The organism is Streptomyces sp. NPDC091271 (assembly GCF_044757505.1).
Classification (GTDB): Bacteria; Actinomycetota; Actinomycetes; order Streptomycetales; family Streptomycetaceae; genus Streptomyces.
On sequence record NZ_JBIVVD010000002.1, the window covers coordinates 870038 to 894701 of the forward strand.

Annotated in this window: 18 protein-coding genes and 1 pseudogene; 14 read left to right on the forward strand and 5 right to left on the reverse strand. The window is 71.2% G+C overall.

Going from position 1 to position 24664, the window contains the following annotated elements; translation table 11 throughout:
• Positions 1-42: 42 nt before the first annotated feature.
• From ACIQM3_RS11010 to ACIQM3_RS11030, 5 genes are all read left to right on the forward strand, one after another.
• Positions 43-2979: an FAD-binding and (Fe-S)-binding domain-containing protein gene (locus ACIQM3_RS11010; RefSeq protein ID WP_401621933.1), complete on the forward strand. Its 2937-nt coding sequence runs from the start codon at positions 43-45 to the stop codon at positions 2977-2979.
• A 336-nt stretch (positions 2980-3315) separates the two neighbouring features.
• A complete protein-coding gene (locus tag ACIQM3_RS11015; RefSeq protein WP_401621936.1) occupies positions 3316-4758 on the forward strand; it encodes a Gfo/Idh/MocA family protein in 1443 nt (480 codons plus the stop codon).
• A gap of 150 nt (positions 4759-4908) precedes the next feature.
• Entirely contained in the window at positions 4909-6732 is a 1824-nt protein-coding gene (locus ACIQM3_RS11020) for an ABC transporter transmembrane domain-containing protein (protein ID WP_401621939.1), read from the forward strand.
• On the forward strand, positions 6729-8510 hold the full coding sequence (locus ACIQM3_RS11025; RefSeq protein WP_401621941.1) for an ABC transporter ATP-binding protein: 1782 nt from the start codon (positions 6729-6731) through the stop codon (positions 8508-8510). Before ACIQM3_RS11020 ends, ACIQM3_RS11025 begins: the two co-directional genes overlap by 4 nt.
• A gap of 177 nt (positions 8511-8687) precedes the next feature.
• Positions 8688-10049: an NAD(P)/FAD-dependent oxidoreductase gene (locus tag ACIQM3_RS11030; protein ID WP_401621944.1), complete on the forward strand. Its 1362-nt coding sequence runs from the start codon at positions 8688-8690 to the stop codon at positions 10047-10049.
• 46 nt (positions 10050-10095) lie between these two features.
• Here the strand turns inward: ACIQM3_RS11030 and ACIQM3_RS11035 are convergent, their stop codons facing one another.
• Positions 10096-11631: an ATP-dependent DNA ligase gene (locus ACIQM3_RS11035; RefSeq protein WP_401621947.1), complete on the reverse strand. Its 1536-nt coding sequence runs from the start codon at positions 11629-11631 to the stop codon at positions 10096-10098.
• A 54-nt stretch (positions 11632-11685) separates the two neighbouring features.
• Positions 11686-12477 (reverse strand): metal-dependent hydrolase, encoded by a 792-nt coding sequence (locus ACIQM3_RS11040; RefSeq protein ID WP_401621950.1) that lies wholly within the window; start codon positions 12475-12477, stop codon positions 11686-11688.
• Positions 12478-12633: 156 nt separating this feature from the next.
• Here ACIQM3_RS11040 and ACIQM3_RS11045 point away from each other — a divergent pair, with 156 nt between their 5' ends.
• Both ACIQM3_RS11045 and ACIQM3_RS11050 read left to right on the forward strand, forming a co-directional pair.
• Entirely contained in the window at positions 12634-15147 is a 2514-nt protein-coding gene (locus ACIQM3_RS11045; protein WP_401621953.1) for a DEAD/DEAH box helicase, read from the forward strand.
• A 34-nt stretch (positions 15148-15181) separates the two neighbouring features.
• Positions 15182-16057 (forward strand): acyl-CoA thioesterase, encoded by an 876-nt coding sequence (locus tag ACIQM3_RS11050; protein ID WP_401621956.1) that lies wholly within the window; start codon positions 15182-15184, stop codon positions 16055-16057.
• A gap of 19 nt (positions 16058-16076) precedes the next feature.
• Here ACIQM3_RS11050 and ACIQM3_RS11055 read toward each other — a convergent pair whose 3' ends face one another.
• Positions 16077-16307, reverse strand: coding sequence for a DUF6011 domain-containing protein (locus ACIQM3_RS11055; RefSeq protein ID WP_401621959.1), 231 nt, complete (start codon positions 16305-16307; stop codon positions 16077-16079).
• A gap of 48 nt (positions 16308-16355) precedes the next feature.
• Here ACIQM3_RS11055 and ACIQM3_RS11060 point away from each other — a divergent pair, with 48 nt between their 5' ends.
• The 4 genes and pseudogenes from ACIQM3_RS11060 (at position 16356) to ACIQM3_RS11075 (ending at position 20813) form a co-directional block, all read left to right on the forward strand.
• On the forward strand, positions 16356-17045 hold the full coding sequence (locus ACIQM3_RS11060; protein WP_401621962.1) for a hypothetical protein: 690 nt from the start codon (positions 16356-16358) through the stop codon (positions 17043-17045).
• Positions 17046-17172: 127 nt separating this feature from the next.
• Positions 17173-17812, forward strand: a pseudogene (locus ACIQM3_RS11065) (DUF389 domain-containing protein); the annotation flags it as partial.
• A 108-nt stretch (positions 17813-17920) separates the two neighbouring features.
• Positions 17921-19348 carry a DUF2252 domain-containing protein gene (locus tag ACIQM3_RS11070; protein WP_401621964.1) on the forward strand — a complete coding sequence of 476 codons (1428 nt, stop codon included), beginning with the start codon at positions 17921-17923 and terminating at the stop codon, positions 19346-19348.
• A 130-nt stretch (positions 19349-19478) separates the two neighbouring features.
• Positions 19479-20813 carry a chloride channel protein gene (locus ACIQM3_RS11075; RefSeq protein ID WP_401621967.1) on the forward strand — a complete coding sequence of 445 codons (1335 nt, stop codon included), beginning with the start codon at positions 19479-19481 and terminating at the stop codon, positions 20811-20813.
• Here the strand turns inward: ACIQM3_RS11075 and ACIQM3_RS11080 are convergent.
• Complete coding sequence (locus tag ACIQM3_RS11080) at positions 20767-21201, reverse strand: hypothetical protein (RefSeq protein WP_401621970.1); 435 nt, start codon at positions 21199-21201, stop codon at positions 20767-20769. The two genes, ACIQM3_RS11075 and ACIQM3_RS11080, sit on opposite strands and share 47 nt — an antisense overlap.
• 129 nt (positions 21202-21330) lie before the next feature.
• Here ACIQM3_RS11080 and ACIQM3_RS11085 point away from each other — a divergent pair, with 129 nt between their 5' ends.
• From ACIQM3_RS11085 to ACIQM3_RS11095, 3 genes are read left to right on the forward strand one after another with little or no spacing between them, the layout of a single operon-like run.
• The gene (locus ACIQM3_RS11085) at positions 21331-21909 is read left to right on the forward strand and encodes a helix-turn-helix domain-containing protein (protein ID WP_401621973.1); all 579 of its coding nucleotides are present in this window, start codon (positions 21331-21333) and stop codon (positions 21907-21909) included.
• A 19-nt stretch (positions 21910-21928) separates the two neighbouring features.
• On the forward strand, positions 21929-22480 hold the full coding sequence (locus ACIQM3_RS11090) for a GNAT family N-acetyltransferase (protein ID WP_401621976.1): 552 nt from the start codon (positions 21929-21931) through the stop codon (positions 22478-22480).
• 31 nt (positions 22481-22511) lie between these two features.
• The gene (locus ACIQM3_RS11095) at positions 22512-23000 is read left to right on the forward strand and encodes a glutathione peroxidase (RefSeq protein WP_401621979.1); all 489 of its coding nucleotides are present in this window, start codon (positions 22512-22514) and stop codon (positions 22998-23000) included.
• Positions 23001-23285: 285 nt separating this feature from the next.
• Here the strand turns inward: ACIQM3_RS11095 and ACIQM3_RS11100 are convergent, their stop codons facing one another.
• Positions 23286-24512, reverse strand: coding sequence for an acyl-CoA dehydrogenase family protein (locus tag ACIQM3_RS11100; RefSeq protein WP_401621982.1), 1227 nt, complete (start codon positions 24510-24512; stop codon positions 23286-23288).
• Positions 24513-24664: the final 152 nt, after the last annotated feature.

Consider the following 24664-nt stretch of genomic DNA (forward strand, 5'->3'; position numbering starts at 1 on the left):
ACGCGGTGCGGCCCCCGCACCGCGCCGTCGAGGGGACCTGACATGCCGCTGCCGAAGCCGGAAGCCCTGCGCCCTGGGACGGCCCGCCCGCCGTCCCCCGATCGGGTGCCCGGCTGGAAGGCGTCGGGGACACCGGCGGAGCTGCGGGCCGGCCTGACGGCCCTGCTCGGCGCCGAGAAGGTCCTGTGGAAGATCTCCGACCTGGTGCGTTACGCCTCGGACGCCAGCCCCTACCGCTTCCTTCCGCAGGTCGTCGTGGTCCCCGAGGACATCGACGACATCTCCGCGATCCTCTCCTACGCGCACGGCAAGGGCCGTGACGTCGTCTTCCGGGCGGCGGGCACGAGCCTCAACGGCCAGGCACAGGGCGAGGACATCCTCGTGGACGTACGCCGGCACTGGACGGGGATCGAGGTCCTGGACGACGGGGCACGGGCCCGGATCCGCCCGGGTACCACCGTCATGCGGGCGAACATCACGCTCGCCCGGCACGGCAGGCTCCTTGGCCCCGATCCCGCCAGCGCGATCGCCTGCACCGTCGGCGGCGTCGTCGCGAACAACGCCTCCGGGATGACCGCGGGGACGACGCGTAATTCATACCGCACGGTCTCCTCCCTCACCTTCGTCCTGCCGAGCGGCACGGTGGTCGACACGGCCGAGCCCGAGGCCGACGAGCTGCTGCGCCACGCGGAGCCGCGCCTGTGCGACGGGCTGATGGCACTCAAGGCGGAGATCGAGGCGGACGCGCCGCTCACGGCCCGGATCCGCGCCAAATACGAGATCAAGAACACCAACGGCTACCGCCTCGACGCGTTCCTCGACGGATCGACCCCCGTGGAGATCCTGCGAGGGCTGATGGTCGGCTCCGAGGGCACCTTCGGCTTCATCTCCGAGGTCGTCTTCGACACCCTGCCCCTGGACCGGCACGTGTCCTCCGCGCTGCTGTTCTTCCCTTCCCTGACCTCGGCGGCGGCAGCGGTGCCCCGGTTCAACGAGGCGGGCGCGATCGCCGTGGAGCTGATGGACGGCAACACGCTGCGCGCCTCGGTGAGGGTCCAGGGCGTTTCCGCGGACTGGGCGGGTCTCCCACGGGCCACAGCGGCGCTCCTGGTGGAGTTCCGCGCCCCGGACGAGACCGCGCTGGGGACGTACGAGGAGGCGGCGGCCTCGGTCGTCAGCGGCCTCGACCTCGTCGTGCCGGCCGTCTCCGTCACCAACGAGTTCACCCGGGACGCCGGGACCATCGCGGGCTACTGGACGGCCCGGAAGGCGTTCGTCACCGCCGTCGGCGGCTCCCGCCCCTCGGGCACGACGCTGATCACGGAGGACTTCGCCGTTCCGCCGTCCCGGCTCGCGGAGGCCTGCGAGGCGCTGCTCGAGCTCCAGGCGGTGCACGGCTTCGACGCCGCCGTCGCCGGCCACGCGGCACACGGGAACCTCCACTTCCTGCTCGCCTTCGACGCCGCGAAGCCCGCCGACGTCGAGCGGTACGCGGCGTTCATGGACGACTTCTGCACGCTGGTCGTCGACCGTTTCGACGGGTCGCTGAAGGCGGAGCACGCGACCGGCCGCAACATCGCCCCCTTCCTCGAGCTGGAGTGGGGCCCGAAAGCCACCGAGCTGATGTGGCGCACGAAGCAGGTCATCGACCCCGAGGGGGTGCTGGCGCCGCGGATCGTCCTGGACCGCGACCCGAAGGCACATCTGCGCGGGCTCAAGACGATCCCCTCGGTCGAGCCGGTCGCTGACCCGTGCATCGAGTGCGGCTTCTGCGAACCGACCTGCCCCAGTGAGGACCTGACCACCACTCCGCGTCAACGGATCGTGCTGCGACGGGAGATGATGCGCCAGCCGGACCGATCCCCCGTGGAGGCCGGTCTGCTGGACGCCTACGGGTACGACGCCGTGGACACCTGCGCGGGCGACTCCACGTGCAAGCTGGCCTGCCCGGTCGGCATCGACACCGGCGCGATGATGAAGGACTTCCGCCACCACCGGCACTCCGCCCGCGAGGAGCGGATCGCGATGCTCACCGCGAAGTACTTCACGGCGGTGGAGACCACGGCACGGCTCACGATCGCCGCTGCCCACACCGCGCCCGGCGCGGCCCGTGACCGGGTGCTCGGGGCCGTGACCAGGCTCGCCCGCCGGGCGGTCCGGCCGGATCTCGTGCCGGAGTGGTTGCCGGAGACCCCCGGCGCCGCCTCGCGCAGGCTCCCCCCGACCTCGCGGGCGGGGGCGAGTGCCGTCTACTACCCGGCCTGCGTGAACCGTATCTTCGCCGGACCCGAGGACGAGAGTGCGCTGTCGCTCGCCGACGCCGTGGTCTCCGTGTCGGCGCGGGCAGGGAAGCCCGTGTGGATCCCCCAGGACGTCGCGGGGACCTGCTGCGCGACGATCTGGCACTCCAAGGGTTACGACGCGGCCAACGCGGTCATGGCCAACCGCATCGTGGAGGCCGCCTGGGGCTGGACCGCCGGGGGCAGGCTGCCGCTGGTGGTCGACGCCTCCTCCTGCACGCTGGGCCTGGCGCACGAGGTGGTGCCCTATCTCAGTGAGGCCAACCGGGAGTTGCACCACGAGCTGGCCATCGTCGACTCGCTCGTCTGGGCGGCCGAGGAGCTGCTTCCCGCCCTGACCCTGTTCCGCAGGACGGGCTCCGCCGTGCTCCATCCGACCTGCTCCATGCAGCATCTCGGCGATGTGGCACAGCTGCGTGCGGTCGCCGAGGCCTGCGCCGAGGAGGTCGTCGTCCCCGACGACACCGGCTGCTGCGCCTTCGCGGGCGACCGCGGCATGCTGCACAAGGAGCTCACGGACTCGGCGACCGCCAAGGAGGGGGCCGAGGTGGGCGCCCGGGAGTACGACGCGTATCTGTCGGCCAACCGGATGTGCGAGATCGGCATGGACCGGGCCACCGGCCACCCCTACCACTCGGCGCTGATCGAGCTGGAGCGGGCCACACGGCCGGTCCTCTGAAACCGGGCGCACGCCCGCACATCTGAAACCGGGTTCACGCCCGCACATCTGTAACCGGGCGCATGCCCGCACATCTTAATCCGGGCGCACCCCGCTCCCCGATCCACAGAACCGCCGGCCCGCCGCCGCGCCGCCGGCCGCGCCCCCATGCCCGTCCACACCGCCGCCGCGCCGTCGGCCGCAGCAAAGTCCATGGTTTACGCGCGAGAGTCCAATCGCATCCCTTGCACAACAACAGCCCCACCGTTCAAGGTCCTTACCAAGGTCCGGGCGCCCGCCTCCTCACGGGTCCCCGGATTCGTCTGCGCACCGTCGATCGCCCTTTCTGGAGGCTCGATGAATGACGACGCACCACAGGACCTGGACCCTCTGAACGCGGACGACGGCTCGATGAGCCGTCGTTCCGTGCTTCGCACCACAGCCGGGGCAGCCGGAATCGCCGGCGTCGGACTCGGCTTCGGAACCCTCGGCACCGGCACCGCGGCGGCGGCGGAGAATGCACCGGCCGCTCCCGCCGCCTCCCCTGCCCGCAAGGGCGCCACCATGGCCGGCGTCCCCTTCGACCGCCGCTCCACGGTGCGGGTCGGCATCGTGGGCCTCGGCAACCGCGGCGGCAGCATGATCGATCTCTTCCTCGCCGTGGCCGGGGTGCGGGTCGTCGCGGTCTGCGACCCGGTGAAGGACAAGGCCGAACAGGCCGCCGCGAAGGTCACGGCGGCGGGCCAGCCGGCCCCCGCCGTGTACGCGAACGGCGAGGACGACTACGAGAACCTCTGCAAGCGCGGTGACATCGACTTCGTCTACGTGGCCACGCCCTGGGACTTCCACTTCGAGATGGCGAAGACCGCCATGCTCAACGGCAAGCACGTCGGCGTCGAGTGTCCGGTCGCCCTGCAGCTCGACCAGCTCTGGCAGCTGGTCGACCTCTCCGAGCGGACCCGGCGGCACTGCATGCAGCTGGAGAACTGCTGCTACGGGCAGAACGAGATGCGGGTCCTGCGGATGGCGCACGCCGGCCTCTTCGGCGATCTGCTGCACGGCGCGGGCGCGTACAACCACGATCTGCGCGGGCTGATGTTCGACCCCGACTATTACGAGGGCCCGTGGCGACGGCTGTGGCACACCCGCCTGCGCGGTGATCTCTACCCGAACCACGGATTCGGGCCGGTGGCCAACTACATGGACGTCAATCGCGGCGACCGCGCGGTGTCCATCACCAGCGTCGGCTCCCCCTCGCTCGGCCTCGCCGAGTACCGCGAGAAGCACATGCCGAAGGGTGACCCGAGCTGGAAGGAGACCTATATCGAGAGCGACCGGACGATCAGTCTCGTCCGGACGGCCAAGGGCCGGGTGATCCGCCTGGAGCACGACGTGTCGACGCCCCACCCCTACTCGCGGATCAACAACCTCGGAGGCACGAAGGGCGTCTTCGAGGACTACCCGGCCCGGATCTATCTGGAGCCCGATCACACCGACGACCAGTGGGCGGACTTCTCCGCGTACGCCGACTGGGACCACTGGCTGTGGAAGGAGCACGCCAACCCGCCCGGTGGTCACGGCGGGATGGACTACATGCTGGTGTTCCGGCTGATGCAGTGCATGCGCCTCGGGCTCGTACCCGACTTCGACGTGTACGACGCGGCCACCTGGACCGCGCCGGTCCCGCTGAGCCACCTCTCCATCAAGGCCGGGGGAGCCCCGCAGCAGATCCCGGACTTCACCCGCGGCGAGTGGAAGAAGGCACGCTCGGGCATGGACTCCCAACAGCCCGACGAGTAGGCCGGATCGGGCCCCGTCGCCGGGGCCCGATCCCCCGCACCGAAATAATCGCTTGCCCCGAGTGGGGTCAGGAAGCGAACCTTGCACGGTTTGGTCCCCACTGTTCCACGAGGTCCTCCACGGATCTCCGCTTCCGATCCTTGGGACGTCATGCAGATTCGCGATCTTCCGTACTCGGATCCCGGCGATCCCGATGTAAGGTCAGGCCCCCGTTTTCTCTACTGGCTCGGGCGGAACCAGCTCACCGGCCAGCTCAAGTCCCTCGCCTGGGGGCTGCTCCACCACTGCGCGATCGCGGGCCTCCCGCTCGCCGTCGGCCTGGCGGTGGAGGCCGTCATCGACCGGTCCGGCCGTGACCTCGCGAGGGCCGGCGTCCTCCTCACCGTCCTGGGCATCCTCATCGCCCTGGGCGACACCATGCTCCACCGGACGGCGGTCACCAACTGGATCACCGCCGCGGCGCGGGTTCAGCAGCTGCTGGCGCGCAGAACCGCCGAGCTCGGCTCGGCGCTGACCCGGAGGGTGGCGGCCGGAGAAGTGGTCGCGGTCTCCACCGGCGACGTCGAGAAGATCGGATGGTTCGTCGAGGCCCTGTCGCGCTTCCTGGCTGCTGCGACCGCGCTGGTGCTGATCTGCGTCGGGCTGGTCTTCTACCTGCCCTCGCTCGGTGTGCTGGTCGCGATCGCCACCCCGGTCCTCGCCCTGACCGTACTTCCGCTGCTCCCCCGGGCCACCCGCCGGGCGGATCTCCAGCGTGAGAAGGCGGGCCGGGCCACGGAGCTGGCCTCCGACACGGTCGCCGGGCTGCGGGTGCTGCGTGGCATCGGCGGCGAGGAGCTGTTCCTCGACCGCTACCGGCGTGCGTCCCAGGAGGTCCGCGAGGCGGCCGTACACAGTGCGCGGATGTGGGCGCTCATCTCGGCGATCCAGGTGTTCCTGCCAGGAGTTCTGCTGATCTCGCTGGTCTGGTACGGCGCGACGCTGGCCCGGGACGGCCGGATCGACGTCGGCCAGCTGGTCACCGTGTACAGCGCGGCGACCCTGATGCTCTTCCCTCTGCGCAACGTGGAGGAGATCGCCATGGCGTACTCCTTCTCGCGGCCGTCCGCGCAGCGCGCGGTCCGGGTGCTGTCCCTGCGTCGCAGTACCCGCCCCCCGACGGCGGACACCGCCGTGCCCCAGGGCGATCTGTACGACCCGGTGACCGGACTGATGGCGCCGCAGGGCCTGTTCACCGCTGTGGTCTGCGGCGATCCCGACGAGGCGGGACGGCTGGCGGAGCGGCTCGGTGGCCACACCGAGCCGGACGACGACGTTTCCGTGCCGGCCCCCTCGGTGCTGCTCGGCGGTGTGCCGCTGGACGAGCTGCCGCTCGACACCGCACGTGCCGCGGTACTGGTGCAGGACAAGGACCCGGTTCTGCTCTCCGGGACACTGCGGGAGCTGCTGGACGTCCCGTCCTCGGGCGGCGTGTCGGCCGAGGACGCGCTCGACGCCGCCCGGTGCGGTGACGTGCTGGACGCGCTGGCGCAGGCGTCCGTCGACGCGGACGGAGACCCGATGAACACCCGGATCACCGAGCGCGGCAGGTCCCTGTCCGGCGGCCAGCGGCAGCGGCTGGCGCTGGCCCGGTCGCTGGTCACCGACCCGGAGGCGCTCGTGCTCGACGAGCCGACGTCCGCCGTGGACTCCCATACGGAGGCCAGGGTCGCCGCCGGTGTCGAGCTGCTGCGCCGGGGCCGTACGACGGTGGCGTTCGCCTCGTCACCGCTGCTGCTGGACGTCGCCGACCGCGTCGTGCTCCTGCACGAGGGCACGGTCGTCGCGGCGGGGACGCACCGCGAACTGCTGCGGGACGACCACCGGTACCGCGCGGTCGTGACCCGTGAGACCGAGGACGAAGCCGCTGCGCGGGACGGGATCCCCGCGTCCGGCGGCCTCCGGGCGGCCGAGGAAATCGAGGAGACGGCATGATCGGCCTGGCCACACCGGAGTACGACCCGGCCGCACCGCAGTCGGCGACGACCCTGCCGGTCGGTACGCCGACGACGGTACGGACGTATGTACGCGCCCTGCTGCGGCGCCACCGCAGGGCGTTCGCGGTGCTGATCGCCGCCAACGCGATCGCGGTGATCGCGTCGATCACCGGGCCCTACCTGCTCGGCGGGCTCGTCGAGGACCTGTCGAACGGTGTCACCGACCTCCATCTGGAGCGCACCGCCGCGGTGTTCGCCCTGGCGCTGGTCGTGCAGACCGTGTTCACGCGGGCGATGCGGCTGCGCGGGGCGATCCTCGGTGAGGAGATGCTGGCCGATCTGCGCGAGGACTTCCTCGTACGCTCGGTGGGCCTGCCGCCCGGTGTCCTGGAGCGGGCCGGTACGGGTGATCTGCTGTCCAGGATCACCACGGACGTCGACCGGCTGGCCAACGCGATGCGTGAGGCCGTGCCGCAGCTGGCGATCGGGGTCGTCTGGGCGGGGCTGCTGCTCGGCGCGCTGACCGTCACCGCCCCGCCGCTGGCGCTGGCCGTCCTGATCGCGCTTCCCGTGCTGGTCGTCGGCTGCCGCTGGTACTTCCGGCGGGCGCCCTCGGCGTACCGCTCGGAGGCGGCCGGGTACGCGGCGGTCGCGGCCGCGCTCGCCGAGACCGTCGACGCCGGGCGGACCGTCGAGTCCCACCGGCTGGGGTCCCGCAGGGTCGCGCTGTCGGACCGTCGGGTCGCGGAGTGGACAGCATGGGAGCGGTACACCCTTTTCCTGCGCTCGGTGCTCTTCCCGGTCATCAACACCACGTACGTGACGATCCTCGGCGCGGTGCTGATGCTCGGCGGCTGGTTCGTGATCGAGGGCTGGATCACCGTCGGACAGCTGACGACGGGGGCGCTGCTGGCGCAGATGATGGTGGACCCGATCGGTCTCATCCTGCGCTGGTACGACGAGCTGCAGGTCGCCCAGGTGTCGCTGGCCAGGCTCGTCGGTGTACGGGAGATCGAGCCCGACGCCGGTGACGACCTCGTCGGTCCCGACGGCCGGGAGGTGAAGGCCGAGGAGGTGCACTTCGGTTACCGCGCGGGCGTCGACGTCCTGCACGAGGTGTCCCTGGACGTCGCCCCGGGTACGCGGCTGGCGCTGGTCGGTCCGTCGGGTGCGGGCAAGTCCACGCTGGGGAGGCTGCTGGCGGGGATCTACGCGCCCCGGGCCGGTTCGGTCTCGCTCGGCGGTGCCGAGCTGTCCCGGATGACGGCCGAGCGGGTACGGACCCATGTGGCTCTCGTCAACCAGGAGCACCACGTGTTCGTGGGCTCGCTCCGGGACAACCTCCTGCTCGCCCGTACGGGCGCCGAGGACGCGGAGCTGTGGGCGTCGCTCGCCGCCGTGGACGCGGACGGCTGGGCGAAGGCTCTCGACGCGGGTCTGGACACGGAGGTCGGCTCGGGCGGTCTGGCCCTCACCCCGGCTCAGGCGCAGCAGATCGCCCTGGCCCGCCTCGTCCTGGCGGATCCGCACACGCTGGTGCTGGACGAGGCGACGTCGCTGCTCGACCCGCGGGCGGCCCGGCACCTGGAGCGGTCGCTGGCGCAGGTGCTGGACGGCCGCACGGTGGTGGCGATCGCGCACCGGCTGCACACCGCGCACGACGCGGATGTGATCGCGGTGGTCGAGGACGGCCGGATCAGCGAACTGGGCAGCCACGACGAGCTGGTGGCCGCGGAGGGTGCCTACGCGTCGCTCTGGAGGTCTTGGCACGGCTGAGCGACGGGCGGCCGTCGCCGTCCCGGCCTGGCCCTGCCGCGCGTCACCGTCCCGGCGGCAGGGCCCCGGCGCACAAGAGGCGAACTCGGTCCCCTCCGGTAAGGATGAGGGAGTGACTGGCCTCGGATACGGGGCAGGCGAGCGATGACCGCGTAAACCCGAGAAGGGACGCACACCGTGGCACGACCCAGGATTCTCGTTGTCGGCGCCGGCTTTGCCGGGGTCGAGTGCGTGCGTCGGCTGGAGCGCACCCTCGCGCCCGGCGAGGCGGACATCGCGCTCGTCACCCCGTTCTCGTACCAGCTCTACCTGCCGTTGCTCCCCCAGGTCGCCTCCGGGGTGCTCACCCCCCAGTCGGTCGCCGTCTCCCTGCGCCGCAGCCGGCGCCATCGCACCCGGATCGTGCCGGGCGGGGCCATCGGGGTGGACACGAAGGCGAAGGTCTGTGTGGTCCGCAAGATCACGGACGAGATCGTGAACGAGCCGTACGACTACATCGTGCTGGCCGCGGGCAGCGTCACCCGGACCTTCGACATCCCGGGGCTGGTCGAGAACGCCCGGGGCATGAAGACCCTGGCCGAGGCCGCCTACATCCGGGACCACGTCATCTCCCAGCTCGATCTGGCCGATGCCAGTCACGACGAGGAGGAGAGGGCGTCCCGGCTGCAGTTCGTGGTGGTGGGCGGCGGGTACGCGGGCACGGAGACGGCCGCGTGTCTGCAGCTGCTCACCACCAACGCCGTCAAGCACTACCCCAGGCTGGACCCCAAGCTGATCAAGTGGCATCTGATCGACATCGCGCCGAAGCTCATGCCGGAGCTCGGCGACAAGCTCGGTCTCAGCGCCCTGGAGATCCTGCGCAAGCGCGGGATCGAGGTCTCGCTCGGTGTCTCCGTGGCCGAGGCCGGGCCGGACAAGGTGACGTTCACGGACGGCCGGGTGCTCCCCTGCCGCACGCTGATCTGGACCGCGGGCGTCGCGGCGAGTCCGCTCGTCGCCACGCTCGACGCCGAGACGGTGCGCGGCCGGCTCGCCGTGACGCCGGAGATGACGCTGCCCGGCAGCGACGGCGTCTTCGCGCTCGGCGACGCGGCGGCGGTGCCGGACCTTGCCAAGGGCGACGGGGCGATCTGCCCGCCCACCGCGCAGCACGCCATGCGCCAGGGCCGCAAGCTCGCGGACAACATCATCGCCTCGCTGCGCGGCCGTCCGTTGCAGCCGTACGTCCACAAGGACCTCGGTCTGGTCGTGGACCTCGGTGGCCGTGACGCGGTGTCCAAACCGCTGGGCATCGAGCTGAAGGGCCTGCCGGCCCAGGCCGCGGCGCGCGGCTACCACTGGGCTGCGCTGCGGACGAATGTCGCGAAGACCCGGGTCATGACCAACTGGCTGCTCAACGCGATCGCCGGTGACGACTTCGTGCGGACGGGGTTCCAGGCCCGCAAGCAGGCCACCCTGCGCGACTTCGAGTACACGGACGCGTATCTCACGCCGGAGGAGATCCGCGCGCACACGGCCGGCGCCGACGTCCGCGGCTGAACCGCCCCGCCCGGCCCCTGTCCCCGCCGCGGGGCGGGGGCCGGGGTCATGTCCGGCGGGAGAGCACCGTGTCGACCGTGTCCGCCTCCTCGGCCCGCTTGTCCTCGCGGTAGCGCAGGACACGGGCGAACCGCAGCGTGACGCCCGCCGGGTAGCGCGTGGAGGCCTGGAGTCCGTCGTAGGCGATCTCCACGACGAGTTCCGGGCGCACCGTCACGACGTGTCCGTCGTCGCCGGTGGCCAGCTCCTGGAGCCGTTCGGTCTGCCACGTGAGCACCGTGTCCGTGAGCCCCTTGAAGGTCTTGCCCAGCATCGCGAACGTGCCGTCCTCCCGGCGTGCCCCCAGGTGCAGGTTGGAGAGCTTCCCGGTGCGCCGGCCGTGGCCCCATTCGGCGGCGAGCACCACGAGGTCCAGGGTGTGCACGGGTTTCACCTTGAGCCAGGAGGCGCCCCTGCGGCCGGCGCTGTACACCGCCGTGTCGCCCTTGACGACGACGCCCTCGTGGCCGCGGGCCAGTGTGGCCTCGGAGAACGCCACGGCCGCCTCGCGCTGCGCCTCGTCCGCCGGGTCCTCCACGACGACGCGGCGTACGCGCATCGGCTCGGGGACCAGCCCTGCCAGTTCCCGGTGGCGTTCGGCGAAGGGGAGGTCGAGGAGCTCGCGGCCGTCGACGGACAGCACGTCGAAGAAGACGGGGACCACGGGGACCGCGCCCGCCGCGGTGGCGACGTCGCGCCGGGATCCGACCCGGCCGGCGGTCTCCTGGAACGGCCGGGGCCTCCCGTCGTCCCCGAGCGCGATCACCTCGCCGTCGAGGATGAACCGGCCTGCGGGGAATCCGGTCACCGCCGCTGCGAGTTCGGGGAGCCGGTCGGTGATGTCGTCGAGGGTGCGGGTGTAGACGCCGACCCGCTCGCCGTCGCGGTGCACCTGTACGCGGATCCCGTCCAGCTTCTCCTCGACGGCGCAGGACCCCAGCCGGTCGATCGCTTCGGTCACCGAGCGGGCGGTGTGCGCGAGCATGGGCTGGACCGGCCGTCCGACGGTGAGCCGGAAGGACGCGAGGCCCCCGGGGCCCTCCGCGAGCAGCGTACGGGCGACGGGTCCGAGCGACCCGGCGAGCATGACGGCGCGCCGTACGTCGGCGGGCGGTGCTCCGGCGGCGTCGGCCAGGGCGTCGACGGCGACGGCGTCCAGCGCGCCCTGCCGTACCTCACCGGTGGGCAGTGCGCGAAGGAAGCGCTGCTCGTCGGCGGTGGCGGCAGCGAGAAGGCCGGTCAGACGTTCCTTGCGGGCTGCCTGCGAGCCCGGGCCGCCGAGGGATCCGATGGCCGTCAGTTCCGCGTCGGTCTGCGTGACGGTCAGCGTGGGAGTGTCGGCGGGCGTCACGTCGTGGCGCAGGGCGCTCCAGCCGATCCCGAGCCGGCCCTGCGGGAGGCGCCCGGCGAGGTAGGGGATGACGACCGGGACGTCGTCCGGCCCCGCCTCCCGGAAGAGCCCGGCCAGCAGGGCCGTCTTCCGGGTACGGGCCGACGTCGCGGCGACCTCCAGGGACACATGGGCGAGCCTGGCGAGCAGCATGCCGCCATGGTGCTACGGCGGCGGGCCCACCGCCCCCCGGAGAGCGCTCCGGCGTCAGATGACGTTGAGCGCCGCCGCGGCGCCCACTCCCCCGAGGATCATGAAGAGAGGCATCAGCACCTTGAGCTCCACCCAGCTGCCGGCCCGGAACCGCATGGCCTTCGGCGGCCCGAGCGGATACCACCGCTTACGGCCCAGCGGTATCGGCCACAGGATCGGGCAGCCCGAGACGGTCAGGGCGTCGCCGATGTCGTGGACGAGGGCACCGAGCACGATCGGGAGTCCGAGCCAGAGGTACTCCTGGCCGGGCGCGCTGAACAGCCAGTCCGAACCGTTGCCCGGCTGATCGAGCACCCCCGCGAGAATCCAGGCGCTGGTGGCACCCAGCAGCCATACGAGGACGTCGCTGGAGACCCTGGCCGCCCGCCACAGCAGGCCTTCCACGGCCAGCACGAGGTGGACGAAGAGGATGCCCAGGACCGCCCACCGGCCGCCGAAGACGGCGGCGGCCGAGGCTCCGCCGCCGATCAGCACCGCCCAGAGCCAGGTGTGGGTGAGGGTGCGGTGGCCGCCGTTCCTGCGCGGGTCGCCGGGGCCCCGGGTCGCCTTGTAGACGGAGTACGAGAGCTTGTCGACTATCTCGCAGACGCCCTTGGAGATCGGTCCGAAGGCCCGGGAGATGGTGGCCGACTTGTGGTCGAGGTCCGGGGCGAGCGCGGCGCCGGCGGTGATCAGGGCGCCCACGACCAGGACGGGCCAGGGCATCGTGTGGCCCATGGCGGCGGCCGCGGCGCCCACCCCCAGCCAGGCCGCTGCCCCTGACAGAGAGTGTGCCGGTCCCATCATGGCTGTTCCCGCCCCCATCGTGATTCGGCCGTGTGTCCAGGCCGGGCCGCCATCGTCTGTGTGCGGCAGCCGAGTTGAGTGGGAAGCGTATCGTCCGTGATCTTCACCGGCTCCTCCGGTTCCCTCATCCGGGCCGGAGGCATGCAAGATGGGGGCGTGACCCTTATCGATCAGCTGCCCCCGACCGCAGACCCGGACGCCCTCTTCGAGGCCTTCTCGTCATGGACCGAATCGCAGGGCATCACCCTCTATCCGGCTCAGGAGGAGGCGCTGATCGAGGTGGTCTCCGGGGCCAACGTGATCCTCTCCACCCCCACCGGGTCCGGAAAGAGCCTGGTCGCGGCGGGTGCGCACTTCACGGCACTGGCCCAGGACAAGGTCACTTTCTACACCGCGCCCATCAAGGCGCTGGTCTCGGAGAAGTTCTTCGACCTGTGCAAGCTCTTCGGCACGGAGAACGTCGGCATGCTGACCGGGGACGCCTCGGTCAACGCCGACGCCCCGGTCATCTGCTGCACCGCCGAGGTGCTCGCGTCGATCGCGCTGCGTGACGGCAAGTACGCCGACATCGGCCAGGTCGTGATGGACGAGTTCCACTTCTACGCGGAGCAGGACCGCGGCTGGGCGTGGCAGATCCCGATCCTGGAGCTCCCGCAGGCACAGTTCGTCCTGATGTCGGCCACCCTCGGCGACGTCAAGATGTTCGAGGAGGACCTGACCCGCCGGACCGGCCGCCCGACGTCCGTGGTGCGCTCCGCGACCCGGCCGGTGCCGCTGAGCTACGAGTACCGCCTGACACCCATCACGGAGACGCTCACCGAGCTCCTGGACACCCGGCAGTCGCCCGTCTACATCGTGCACTTCACGCAGGCCGCCGCGGTGGAGCGGGCCCAGTCGCTGATGAGCATCAACATGTGCACGAAGGAGGAGAAGGAGAAGATCGCCGACCTGATCGGCAACTTCCGCTTCACCACCAAGTTCGGCCAGAACCTCTCCCGTTACGTGCGGCACGGGATCGGGGTGCACCACGCGGGCATGCTCCCCAAGTACCGCCGCCTCGTCGAGAAGCTCGCGCAGGCGGGCCTGCTGAAGGTCATCTGCGGCACGGACACGCTGGGTGTCGGTGTCAACGTCCCCATCCGCACGGTGCTCTTCACCGCTCTCACCAAGTACGACGGCACCCGCGTGCGCACCCTGCGGGCACGTGAGTTCCATCAGATCGCGGGCCGGGCCGGCCGGGCCGGGTTCGACACGGCGGGCTTCGTCGTCGCACAGGCTCCCGAGCACGTCATCGAGAACGAGAAGGCCGTCAAGAAGGCGGGCGACGACCCCAAGAAGAAGCGCAAGGTGGTCCGCAAGAAGGCCCCCGAGGGCTTCGTCGCCTGGTCGGAGACCACCTTCGACAAGCTGATCCAGTCCGAGCCGGAGCCTCTGACCTCCCGCTTCCGGGTCACGCACACGATGCTGCTCTCGGTGATCGCCCGCCCGGGCAACGCCTTCGAGGCGATGCGTCATCTGCTCGAGGACAACCACGAGCCTCGCAAGGCGCAGCTGAGGCACATCCGCCGGGCCATCGCGATCTACCGCTCGCTGCTCGACGGCGGCGTGGTGGAGCAGCTCGACACACCCGATGCCGAGGGCAGGATCGTACGGCTCACCGTCGACCTCCAGCAGGACTTCGCGCTCAACCAGCCGCTGTCCACCTTCGCGCTGGCCGCCTTCGACCTGCTGGACGCCGAATCCCCCTCGTATGCCCTGGACATGGTCTCCGTCGTCGAGTCGACGCTCGACGACCCGAGGCAGATCCTGGCCGCCCAGCAGAACAAGGCGCGGGGCGAGGCCATCGGGCGGATGAAGGCGGACGGTGTCGAGTACGAGGAGCGGATGGAGCTGCTCCAGGAGGTCACGTACCCCAAGCCGCTGAGCGAGCTGCTCTGGCACGCGTACGACGTGTACCGCACGAGCCACCCGTGGGTCGGTGACCACCCAGTGTCGCCGAAGTCGGTGATCCGCGACATGTACGAACGGGCCATGACCTTCACGGAGTTCACCTCGAACTACGAGCTGGCCCGCACCGAGGGCATCGTCCTGCGGTATCTGGCGAGCGCGTACAAGGCCCTCGAGCACACCATCCCCGACGACCTGAAGTCGGAGGACCTGGAGGATCTGATCGCCTGGCTGGGCGAGATGGTGCGTCAGGTGGACTCCAGCCTGCTGGACGAGTGGGAGCAGCTGGCCAACCCGGAGGTGGAGACCGCCGAGCAGGCGCAGGAGCGGGCCGACGAGGTCAAGCCGGTGACGGCCAACGCCCGTGCCTTCCGTGTGCTGGTGCGCAACGCGATGTTCCGCCGGGTGGAGCTGGCCGCGCTGGACCGGGTCCGCGACCTGGGCGAGCTGGACGCCGACTCCGGCTGGGACGAGGACGCCTGGGGCGAGGCGATGGACGACTACTGGGAAGCGCACGAGGAGCTGGGTACGGGCCCGGACGCGCGCGGCCCGAAGCTGCTGAAGATCGACGAGGACAAGGAGCACGGTCTCTGGCGGGTGTGGCAGGCCTTCGCCGACCCGGCAGGGGACCATGACTGGGGAATTCGTGCGGAGGTCGATCTCGCGGCCTCCGACGAGGAGGGCCGGGCGGTCGTCCGGGTCACGGCCGTGGGCCAGCTGTGACGGCGCGCCGGCCAGGAGAGTGGAGAAGAACCGCATGACGAACCCCGCCGACAGCCTGGTCGATCTGCTCGACCTGGAGCGGATCGAGGTCAACATCTTCCGCGGCCGCAGTCCCGACGAGTCCCTGCAACGGGTCTTCGGCGGGCAGGTCGCGGGCCAGGCGCTGGTCGCGGCCGGCCGCACGACCGACGGGGACCGTCCCGTCCACTCGCTGCACGCCTACTTCCTGCGTCCGGGCCGTCCCGGCGTGCCGATCGTCTACGACGTGGAGCGGGTGCGGGACGGCCGGTCCTTCACCACGCGCCGGGTCACGGCCGTGCAGCAGGGCCGGACGATCTTCAATCTGACGGCGTCCTTCCACCGCCCGGAGGAGGCCGGCTTCGAGCACCAGCTGCCGCCGGCCCGCGTGGTGCCCGGTCCGGACGAGCTGCCGACGGTCGCCGACGAGGTGCGCGAGCACCTGGGCGGTCTGCCGGAGGCGCTGGAGCGCATGGCCCGCCGCCAGCCCTTCGACATCCGCTATGTCGACCGGCTGCGCTGGACCCAGGACGAGGTCAGGGACGCGGACCCGCGCAGCGCGGTCTGGATGCGCGCGGTCGGCCCCCTGGGCGACGACCCGCTCGTGCACACGTGCGCGCTGACGTACGCGAGCGACATGACGCTGCTGGACGCGGTACGGATCCCGGTCGAGCCGCTGTGGGGGCCGCGCGGCTTCGACATGGCGTCGCTGGACCACGCCATGTGGTTCCACCGGCCGTTCCGGGCGGACGAGTGGTTCCTCTACGACCAGGAGTCGCCGATCGCCACGGGTGGGCGCGGCCTGGCCAGGGGGCGGATCTACGACCGTCAGGGGCAGCTGCTGGTGTCCGTGGTGCAGGAGGGGCTGTTCCGCCGTCTCGACGGCGCGTAGGCCCTGCGAACGGGGTCGGTCAGGTGCCGGGCAGCGGGTCCTGGTCGACCTCGTGGCGGCGGGTCCGGATGTCCGGGCCCGCCGGGTGCAGCTTGGCGTCGCAGGAGGGGCCCAGCCCCGTGCGGCGTGATTCCGCGCCGGTGAGGGGCCGCCCGCAGAGGGCGCACCTCACCGGGCGCCGGCCCTCGCGACGGCCGGCGTCCGGCTGGGGTCCGGGGAAGAGTTCGGGAAAGGGCTCGGGCGGTTCCACATTCGGATCCTCTCAGGCCGGTGTGACACACCACGGAGGGGCACAGCGGTGAGCAGCGTACTGAGGATGGTGCCCGCGCCACGGGGCGAGGGGCCGGCCGGGGGCGGCATCGCCGCTCCGGTGGGGCACCAGGTGCTGTGCGCGGACGGGCCGGCGCCCGAGCGCGTCGCGGCGTACGTGGAGCGCGAACTGCCGCCGGGCGGGATACCCGCCTACCGGGCGGCACGGGGAAGCGGTGCGCGCTTCTTCGTCCTGTGGGCGGACGAGCACCGCCGGGAGCGGCTCGCCACCCTGGTGACGGTGTCCGCCGGGAGCGGTGTCGCGGCCTACCAGGTGCTCGGGGCGCAGGGGGAGCTGATCGGCACGATCGTCCGTGAGAAGGCACTGCGGGGCAGGGGGCTGCGTACCCGCTGGACGGTGACTGCGGCGGGTGGCCAGGAGGCGGTGGGCTTCAAGGGCCGGATCCTCTGGTGGTGCGTGTGGTGGCTGCTGTCCCCGCTGCAGACGTTGATCATTGTGGTGAGTCTGCTCAGCGGCGACGGTGACGCGGCGCGTGGGCCCCGCCGCATCGTGTGGCGTGCGGGCGGGCGGGCCGCGCTGGAGTTCAGGTCGAAGGGCGACACGGTGCACCTGCACACGCCCGGGTACGACCGGCGGCTGGGTGCGGTGCTCGTGGCCGTGCTGCGCACGTTCGACAGCCCGCTGCTCGGCACGGAGTGGGACGACGCGAAGGACTGACGGTCGGTCCCGCTGCCGGTCGAGCGCCTCGTCAGGGCCCGGCGTAGCTCTCCGCGTCCTCGGGCGACAGCGGACGCAGCCTCCGCGATCGTGGTCGAGCAGGGCGGCGAAGGTGCTCGGGGGGCCGAAGCGCGGGGCGGCGAACCGGCCGACGACCCCCTGTGACGCGATCAGCGCGCTTGTCCGCAGGTCGCCCACCGGTCCGTGCGCCGCGACCTCCAGATCGACCTGCGGGGCTCCGTCGTCATCGAGCCGGTCGACATGGCGTTTCTCCGGACGGGCCTCGGAGGGTGCGTCGCGCCGGCTCGGCGCGACGGCGCACGCTCCGGTCCGGGACCAGGTGGAGGCGCGCATCCGGTCCGAGGGCAGGTATGCACCGAGTTTCTGCCTGTACCTGGTCATCGCGGGGCTCATCGGATCGGTCGGTATCGTCACCAATTCCCAGATCCTGATCGTCGGGGCGATGGTCGTCGGTCCCGAATACGGAGCGATCGTCGCCGTGGCGCTGGGCTTCGACCGGGGCGACCGGGCCATGGTGCGCAAGGGGCTGTCCCGCCCTGTGCGCGGGCCTTCTGCTGACGATCGCGGTCACCTTCCTCTTCAGTCTGCTCATCCGCGGATTCGGTCTGCAGTCCCAGGCCTTCGACCTGGGACTGCGACCGGTGTCCGATCTGATCAACACCCCGAACTTCTTCTCCGTCGCCGTCGCCGCCCTGGCCGGCGTGGTGGGCATCGTGTCGCTCACCGAGGCCCGCACGAGCGCCCTGCGCACGGCGGGCAGACCTGAGAAGTGGCTCCTGAGCGGCCGGAATCCCGCCGGCCCGGGATGATGGGAAGCGGGGCCGCACGGCCCCGCTCGCGCCAGGAGGGCCGACATGCCCCGGGAAGCCGTTTCACCACTCCGTGCCGTACCTGGCGCGACGCCCGAGGAACGGGCCGCTCTCGGCAAGGCGGCCCGTGGAAGGGCGCCCCGTTCGAGCCACGGCGTCTTCGACCCGCCGCCGGACCGGCCCGATCCGCTGACGGTGCTGGAGGCACAGTCGGCGGCCCGCGTCCCCGAGCTCGTCCCGATCCGCTACGGGCGGATGACGGAGTCGCCGTTCCGCTTCTACCGGGGCGCCGCGGCCGTCATGGCCTCCGACCTCGCCGGGACGCCGGACTCCGGACTCCGGGCCCAGCTCTGCGGCGACGCCCACCTGCTGAACTTCAGGCTGCTCGCCTCACCCGAGCGCCACCTGCTGTTCGACATCAACGACTTCGACGAGACGCTGCCCGGCCCCTGGGAGTGGGACGTCAAGCGCCTCGCGGCCAGCTTCGTCATCGCGGGGCGTGCGAACGGATTCACGGACCGCGAGCGGAAGCGCATCGTGCGGGCCACGGTGCGGTCCTACCGGGAGTCGATGATCCGGTTCGCGGGCATGCGAAACCTCGATGTCTGGTACACGCGGATCGACGAGGACCAGCTCCGGGCGGTGGGCGCCGGCAAACTGGCCGCCAAAGGCCGCGAGCGCCTGGCCGGAGTGACCGCGAAGGCCCGCACCCGGGACAGCCTGCAGGCCTTCGACAAGCTCACCGAGGTGTCCGGTGGGCGGCTCCGGCTCTCGGCGGATCCGCCGCTGCTCGTACCGGTCGCGGACCTGTTGCGGGACGAGCGCGACGCCACGGAGCAGCAGTTCCGGCGACTCGTACGACGCTACGGCCGCAGCCTCCCGTCGGACCGGCGCGCCCTGCTCGCCGACTTCCAGCCGGTCGACATGGCCCGCAAGGTCGTGGGGGTGGGCAGCGTCGGAACCCGCTGCTGGATCATTCTCCTGCTCGGCCGGGACGGCGGTGATCCGCTCTTCCTGCAGGCCAAGGAGGCCGACACCTCGGTACTCGCGCCGTTCGCGGGGCCGAGCGCGTACCGGAACCAGGGCGAGCGCGTGGTGGCCGGCCAGCGCCTGATGCAGGCGGCGGGCGACATCTTCCTCGGCTGGGAGCGGGTGGACGGGATCGACGGGCGGCGCCGGGACTTCTACGTACGCCAGCTGCGCGACTGGAAGGGCATCGCCGAACCGGAACTCATGGTGCCGCGCGGGATGGCCGCCTTCGGTGAGTTGTGCGGGACGACCCTGGCCCGTGCCCACGCACGATCCGGTGACCGGATAGCCATCGCGGCCTATCTGGGGCACGGTGACGTGTTCGACCGGGCACTGTCGACGTTCGCCGAGCTGTACGCCGACCGGAACGAGCGGGATCACAGGGCGCTGGTCGACGCGGTGGCGGCGGGCGCTCTTCCCTCCGCCGGGGCGGACGCACGGTAGCGGAGTCCCGAATCGCCGGGCATGGACAGTGGGTACATCACGGACAGAACGCCACATCGTGGTATCACCGTGTGGATCCCGGCGGGACAGCATGTTCCGGCAGGGACCCGACGCTGAGGAGACCATGCCGATGTCGGCCGAACCCGGGGCAGCGCCCGGGACCGAACACCCGGATCCTCTCACCGTGGTGCGCACCCGGGGATACGCCGTACTGCTGGTCATGGTGGCGCTCCTCGGAGTCCCCATCTCCGCGGCCGCGTTCGGCTTCCTGGCGCTCGTCCACGAGCTCCAGTCCCTGACCTACAAGGATCTGCCCCACGCGCTGGGCTTCGGGAGCACGCCGTCGTGGTGGCCGGTCCCGCTGCTCGCCGTGGCGGGCCTGCTGACGGGACTGGCCATCCGCCACCTCCCGGGAACGGGCGGCCACAAGCCGGCCGAAGGCTTCGTGAACACGGGGGCACCGACCGCCGCGGAACTGCCAGGAGTCGCGCTCGCCGCGCTGGCGTCCCTGGGTCTCGGCGCGGTCCTCGGGCCCGAGGCCCCGCTCATCGCCCTCGGAGGGGGGCTGGCCGTCTGCGCGGCGCGCCTGCTGAAGCCGGGCATCCAGCCGAGTGCGACCGCGATGGTGGCGGCCGCGGGGAGCTTCGCCGCGGTCAGCGCTCTCCTGGGATCGCCGCTGCTCGGCGCTTTCCTGCTGATGGAGGCGTCCGGCCTCGCCGGAATGATGCTCGGCATGGTGCTCGTTCCAGGGCTTCTCGCCTCCGGTATCGGGTCACTCATCTTCATCGGCCTGGGATCGTGGACCGGCCTGGGCACGTACTCCCTGACCCTCCCCCATGTCCCTCACGCCCCCCAGCCCACCGTCGCCGAGTTCGGCTGGGCCCTCGTTCTCGGGGCCGCGGCCGCGCTGGTGGGCACGGGCATCAGGAGACTTTCCCTGGCCTTGCAGGGGCGGGTCGAGCAGCGGCGGGTGATCGCGGCCGTGGTGATGGGCCTGGTCGTCGGTGTCCTCGCACTCCTCTACGCCGAGAGCACGGGAAGGAGCGCGTCCGAGGTGCTGTACTCGGGCCAGGACGCCCTCGGCGGCCTGCTCGCCGAGGACGCCACGTACACGGTGGGGACGCTCCTCGTGCTGATCATCTGCAAGGCGCTCGCGTACTCGACCTCGCTGAGCGCCTTCAGGGGCGGCCCTATCTTCCCGTCGATGTTCCTGGGCGCGGCGGGCGGGCTCGCACTGTCGCACCTGCCGGGCCTGAACGACACCTCGGGTTTCGCGATGGGCATCGGGGCCATGTGCGTGGCGATGCTCAGGCTGCCGATGACCTCGGTACTGCTCGCCACACTGCTGCTGGGATCCGAGGGCGTGACGGTGATGCCGCTCGTGATCGTCTCCGTGGTGGTGTCCTACGTCCTCACGCTCAGGCTCGGACGCTCTTCTGAGGACCCACACACAGCGCCCAGATGACGAAGATGTTGATGGCGATGAGCACCAGCGACCAGAACGGGTAGTAGGGGAGCCACAGGAAGTGGGCGACCACCAGGAGCCCGGCGAGCACGACACCGACGGCGCGCGCCCAGAGGGCCCCGCTGAAGAGGGCGACACCGGCGAGGACGACGACGATCCCCAGGATGAGATGCACCCAGCCCCAGCCCGTGAGGCTGAACTGGAACACGTAGTTGCGCGTCGAGACGAACAGATCGTCCTTGGCGATGGCGGCGATGCCCTCAAGGACTGCCATGGCCCCACCGAAGATCATCATCACCGCCGCGAACACGGTCCAGCCGGACTGGGCTCCGCGCCCGCCGGCGGTGTCGTGCCCCACCTTCGTTCCGCTTGCTGCACTTCCAGCCATGTGGGCCTCCTCGGCTCCCAGCCGATGAGCGACCCGATCGGGTCACTTCACGGCTTATGTTCCGTTTATCAGCCTGACACGGCATCACCTGATCGGCACTCTTCTCAGAACAGAGATAAGCTCCCGCATATGAGAGAGCCCGAGGTGCCGCCCGACAGCGTCGACGACCGCCTCGCGGTACGGCTGGGTGCGCTCCGCACCGAACACGGGTGGTCGCTGGACGAGCTGTCCCGCCGCGCCGGTGTGAGTCGCTCCACCCTGTCGCGGCTGGAGCGCGGGGAGCTCAGTCCCACCACCGCCGTGCTCGGCCGGCTGTGCACGGTGTACGGGCGCACGATGTCGCGGCTGCTGATGGAGGTGGAGGCGGAGCCGCCGCAGCTGGTCCCGGCCGCGCGGCAGCCGGTGTGGCGGGACGAGCCGTCCGGGTTCGTGCGCCGCTCCGTCTCGCCGCCGCACCCCGGTCTGCGCGCCGAGGTCGTCGAAGGCACGCTCGACGCCGGCGCGGCGCTCTCGTACGAGAACGCGCCGGTGCCCGGTGTGGAGCAGCACATCTGGGTGCTCGAGGGCACGGTCGAGATCACGGTCGGCGGAACCACGCACACCGTGCACGAGGGCGACTGCCTGCGCTTCCGGCTGCGCGGCCCCTCGCACTTCCGCTGTCCGGGCCCGCTACGCGTCCGCTACGCACTGATGATTGTCCTGCCGTGAATGTGAAAGGACCCGCTTCATGACCGAGATCGTCCCCGTGTCCGGCCCCGAACTGATCACATACGCCGATGAGCTCGCCGCCCTGCTGATCGAGGCGGTGGAGGGAGGGGCCTCCGTCGGTTTCCTCGCCCCGCTGGACCGGGCGGCGGCCGCCATCTGGTGGCGGGAGCGGGCCGCCGCCGTCGAGTCGGGGAGCCACCAGGTCTGGATCGCCCGGGACGACGAGCGGTTGGTGGGCACGATCGGCCTGGTCAAGGCGCCCCTGCCCAACGCCCGCCACCGCGCCGAGGTCGCGAAGCTCGTGGTCAGGCCGTCGGCCCGGAACCGGGGGGTCGGCCGGGCCCTGCTCACCGCGCTCGAGCGGTCCGCCGCCGACGAGGGGCTGACGCTGCTGGTCCTGGACACCGAGACGGGAAGCGATGCCGAGAGGCTCTACCGCTCGGCGGGGTGGACGCCCTGCGGCTCGGTGCCTGACTACGCGACGGACCCGTACGGCACGCTCAAGGCGACCACGCTCTACTACCGGGCGCTGGACCCGCGGGAGGCTCCCCCGAAGGGGCCGTCACAATGAGAGGGACGCCACGCCACCGAGGAGACATCACATGACGCTGCACGACATCCCGCTCCGTACGCTCGCCGGCGAACCGACCACCCTGGGCGCCTACAAGGGTTCGGCGGTCCTGCTGGTGAACGTCGCTTCCCAGTGCGGGCTCACTCCGCAGTACGCCGGCCTGGAAAGGCTCCAGAAGGAGTACGCGGACCGTGGTTTCACCGTTCTCGGGGTGCCCTGCAACCAGTTCGCGGGCCAGGAGCCGGGGACCGCGGAGGAGATCCAGACGTTCTGCTCGACCACCTACGGGGTCAGCTTCCCGCTACTGGAGAAGATCGACGTCAACGGCGAGAACCGGCACCCGCTGTACGCGGAGCTGACGAAGCTCGACGACGCCGAGGGCGCGGCGGGGGACGTCCAGTGGAACTTCGAGAAGTTCCTGATCTCCCCGGCCGGTGAGCCGGTCGCCCGGATCCGCCCCCGTACCGAGCCGGAGGCGCCCGAGGTCGTGGCGGCCGTCGAGGCGCAGCTGCCGCGGTAGCGGTACGGACAGCACGAGGGCCGGACCGGTACGCGGTCCGGCCCTTCGGCCTCACCGGCCACGCGCTTTCACGCGGCGGAGCGTCCGGCAGGTGCTCGGAAAGGCTGCGCGTACGCCGCCCGGCCTCGGGCCTCATGAGTGCGCCCGTCCTGGACTTGATCGGTTGACCCGGGGGAACCGGCGTCCACCCGGCGCGACGACCCGGCCGCCCGCTTGCCCGCGCACACTCCACGACGACGAATCGGCCGCCGGCCGAAGCCGGCGGCCGGTCACGAACGGTCGTGGCTAGCGGATCGGCATCCCCGACAGGGTGCGGGCGATGACCAGGCGCTGGATCTCGCTCGTGCCCTCGAAGATGGTGTAGATCGCGGCGTCCCGGTGCATGCGCTCGACCGGGTACTCACGGGTGAAGCCGTTGCCACCGAGGATCTGCACGGCCTGGGCGGTGACCGTCTTCGCCGTCTCGCTCGCGTAGAGCTTCGACATCGAGCCCTCGGCCGCGGTGAACGGCTTGCCGGCGCTCGCCATCCAGGAGGCGCGCCAGACGAGCAGCCGGGCCGCGTCGATCTGCGTACGCATGTCGGCCAGCTGGAAGGCGATGCCCTGGTTGTCGATGATCGGGCGGCCGAACTGGGTCCGTGTCCTCGCGTAGTCGAGGGCGACCTCGTAGGCGGCGCGGGCGGTGCCGACCGCCATGGCGCCGACGGCCGGGCGGGAGGCCTCGAACGTCGCCATCGCCGCGTTCTTCACGCGCTCGCCGCCGGACCTGGCGCGCTCGCGGGCCCGGGCGAGGCGCTCGTCGAGCTTCTCCTTGCCGCCGAGCAGGCAGTGGCCGGGTACGCGGACGTCCTCGAGGACGACCTCAGCCGTGTGCGAGGCGCGGATGCCGTGCTTCTTGAACTTCTGCCCCTGCGAGAGGCCGGGCGTGGCCGGCGGGACGATGAAGGAGGCGTGGCCCTTCGAGCCCAGCTCGGGGTCGACGACGGCGACGACGACGTGGACGTTGGCGATACCACCGTTGGTCGCCCAGGTCTTGGTGCCGTTGAGGATCCACTCGTCCTTGGCCTCGTCGTACACCGCGCGGGTGCGCATCGAGGCGACGTCGGAACCGGCGTCCGGCTCGGAGGAGCAGAAGGCCGCGACCTTCACGTCGTCGGCGTCCCCGTACATCTGGGGGATCCAGGTGCCGATCTGCTCCTCGGTGCCGTTGGCGAGGACGCCGACGGCCGCCAGGCCGGTGCCGACGATCGACAGGGCGATACCCGCGTCACCCCAGAAGAGCTCCTCCATGGCCATGGGGATGCCCAGGCCCGTAGGGTCGAAGAACTGCTGGGCGTAGAAGTCGAGGGAGTAGATGCCTACCTTGGCCGCCTCCTGGATGACGGGCCAGGGCGTTTCCTCACGCTCGTCCCACTCCGAAGCGGCCGGCCGGATCACCTCGGCGGCGAATCCGTGCAGCCAGTCACGGACCTGCTTCTGGTCGTCGTTGAGCTCGAGCGTGAACTCGGCCATGTTCCCTCCATGCACTTCCGGATAAAACCGTTACTAGCGGTAACATCAGTCTGTTACCAGCAAGTAGCCTCTGTCAACCAGTCAGCTGCGGATCCGCGCCCGACGGACCCAGGGTGTTACGTTGCCCGGGCGTGACGAGATCGCAGGACAGT

Bases quoted from the DNA above. Each gene is read 5' to 3' on its own strand.
- ACIQM3_RS11010 (WP_401621933.1), top strand. From the start codon at position 43: ATGCCGCTGCCGAAGCCGGAAGCCCTGCGCCCTGGGACGGCCCGCCCG.
- ACIQM3_RS11015 (WP_401621936.1), top strand. From the start codon at position 3,316: ATGAATGACGACGCACCACAGGACCTGGACCCTCTGAACGCGGACGAC.
- ACIQM3_RS11020 (WP_401621939.1), top strand. From the start codon at position 4,909: ATGCAGATTCGCGATCTTCCGTACTCGGATCCCGGCGATCCCGATGTA.
- ACIQM3_RS11025 (WP_401621941.1), top strand. From the start codon at position 6,729: ATGATCGGCCTGGCCACACCGGAGTACGACCCGGCCGCACCGCAGTCG.
- ACIQM3_RS11035 (WP_401621947.1), bottom strand. From the start codon at position 11,631: ATGCTGCTCGCCAGGCTCGCCCATGTGTCCCTGGAGGTCGCCGCGACG.
- ACIQM3_RS11040 (WP_401621950.1), bottom strand. From the start codon at position 12,477: ATGATGGGACCGGCACACTCTCTGTCAGGGGCAGCGGCCTGGCTGGGG.
- ACIQM3_RS11050 (WP_401621956.1), top strand. From the start codon at position 15,182: ATGACGAACCCCGCCGACAGCCTGGTCGATCTGCTCGACCTGGAGCGG.
- ACIQM3_RS11070 (WP_401621964.1), top strand. From the start codon at position 17,921: ATGCCCCGGGAAGCCGTTTCACCACTCCGTGCCGTACCTGGCGCGACG.
- ACIQM3_RS11075 (WP_401621967.1), top strand. From the start codon at position 19,479: ATGTCGGCCGAACCCGGGGCAGCGCCCGGGACCGAACACCCGGATCCT.
- ACIQM3_RS11080 (WP_401621970.1), bottom strand. From the start codon at position 21,201: ATGGCTGGAAGTGCAGCAAGCGGAACGAAGGTGGGGCACGACACCGCC.
- ACIQM3_RS11085 (WP_401621973.1), top strand. From the start codon at position 21,331: ATGAGAGAGCCCGAGGTGCCGCCCGACAGCGTCGACGACCGCCTCGCG.
- ACIQM3_RS11090 (WP_401621976.1), top strand. From the start codon at position 21,929: ATGACCGAGATCGTCCCCGTGTCCGGCCCCGAACTGATCACATACGCC.
- ACIQM3_RS11095 (WP_401621979.1), top strand. From the start codon at position 22,512: ATGACGCTGCACGACATCCCGCTCCGTACGCTCGCCGGCGAACCGACC.
- ACIQM3_RS11100 (WP_401621982.1), bottom strand. From the start codon at position 24,512: ATGGCCGAGTTCACGCTCGAGCTCAACGACGACCAGAAGCAGGTCCGT.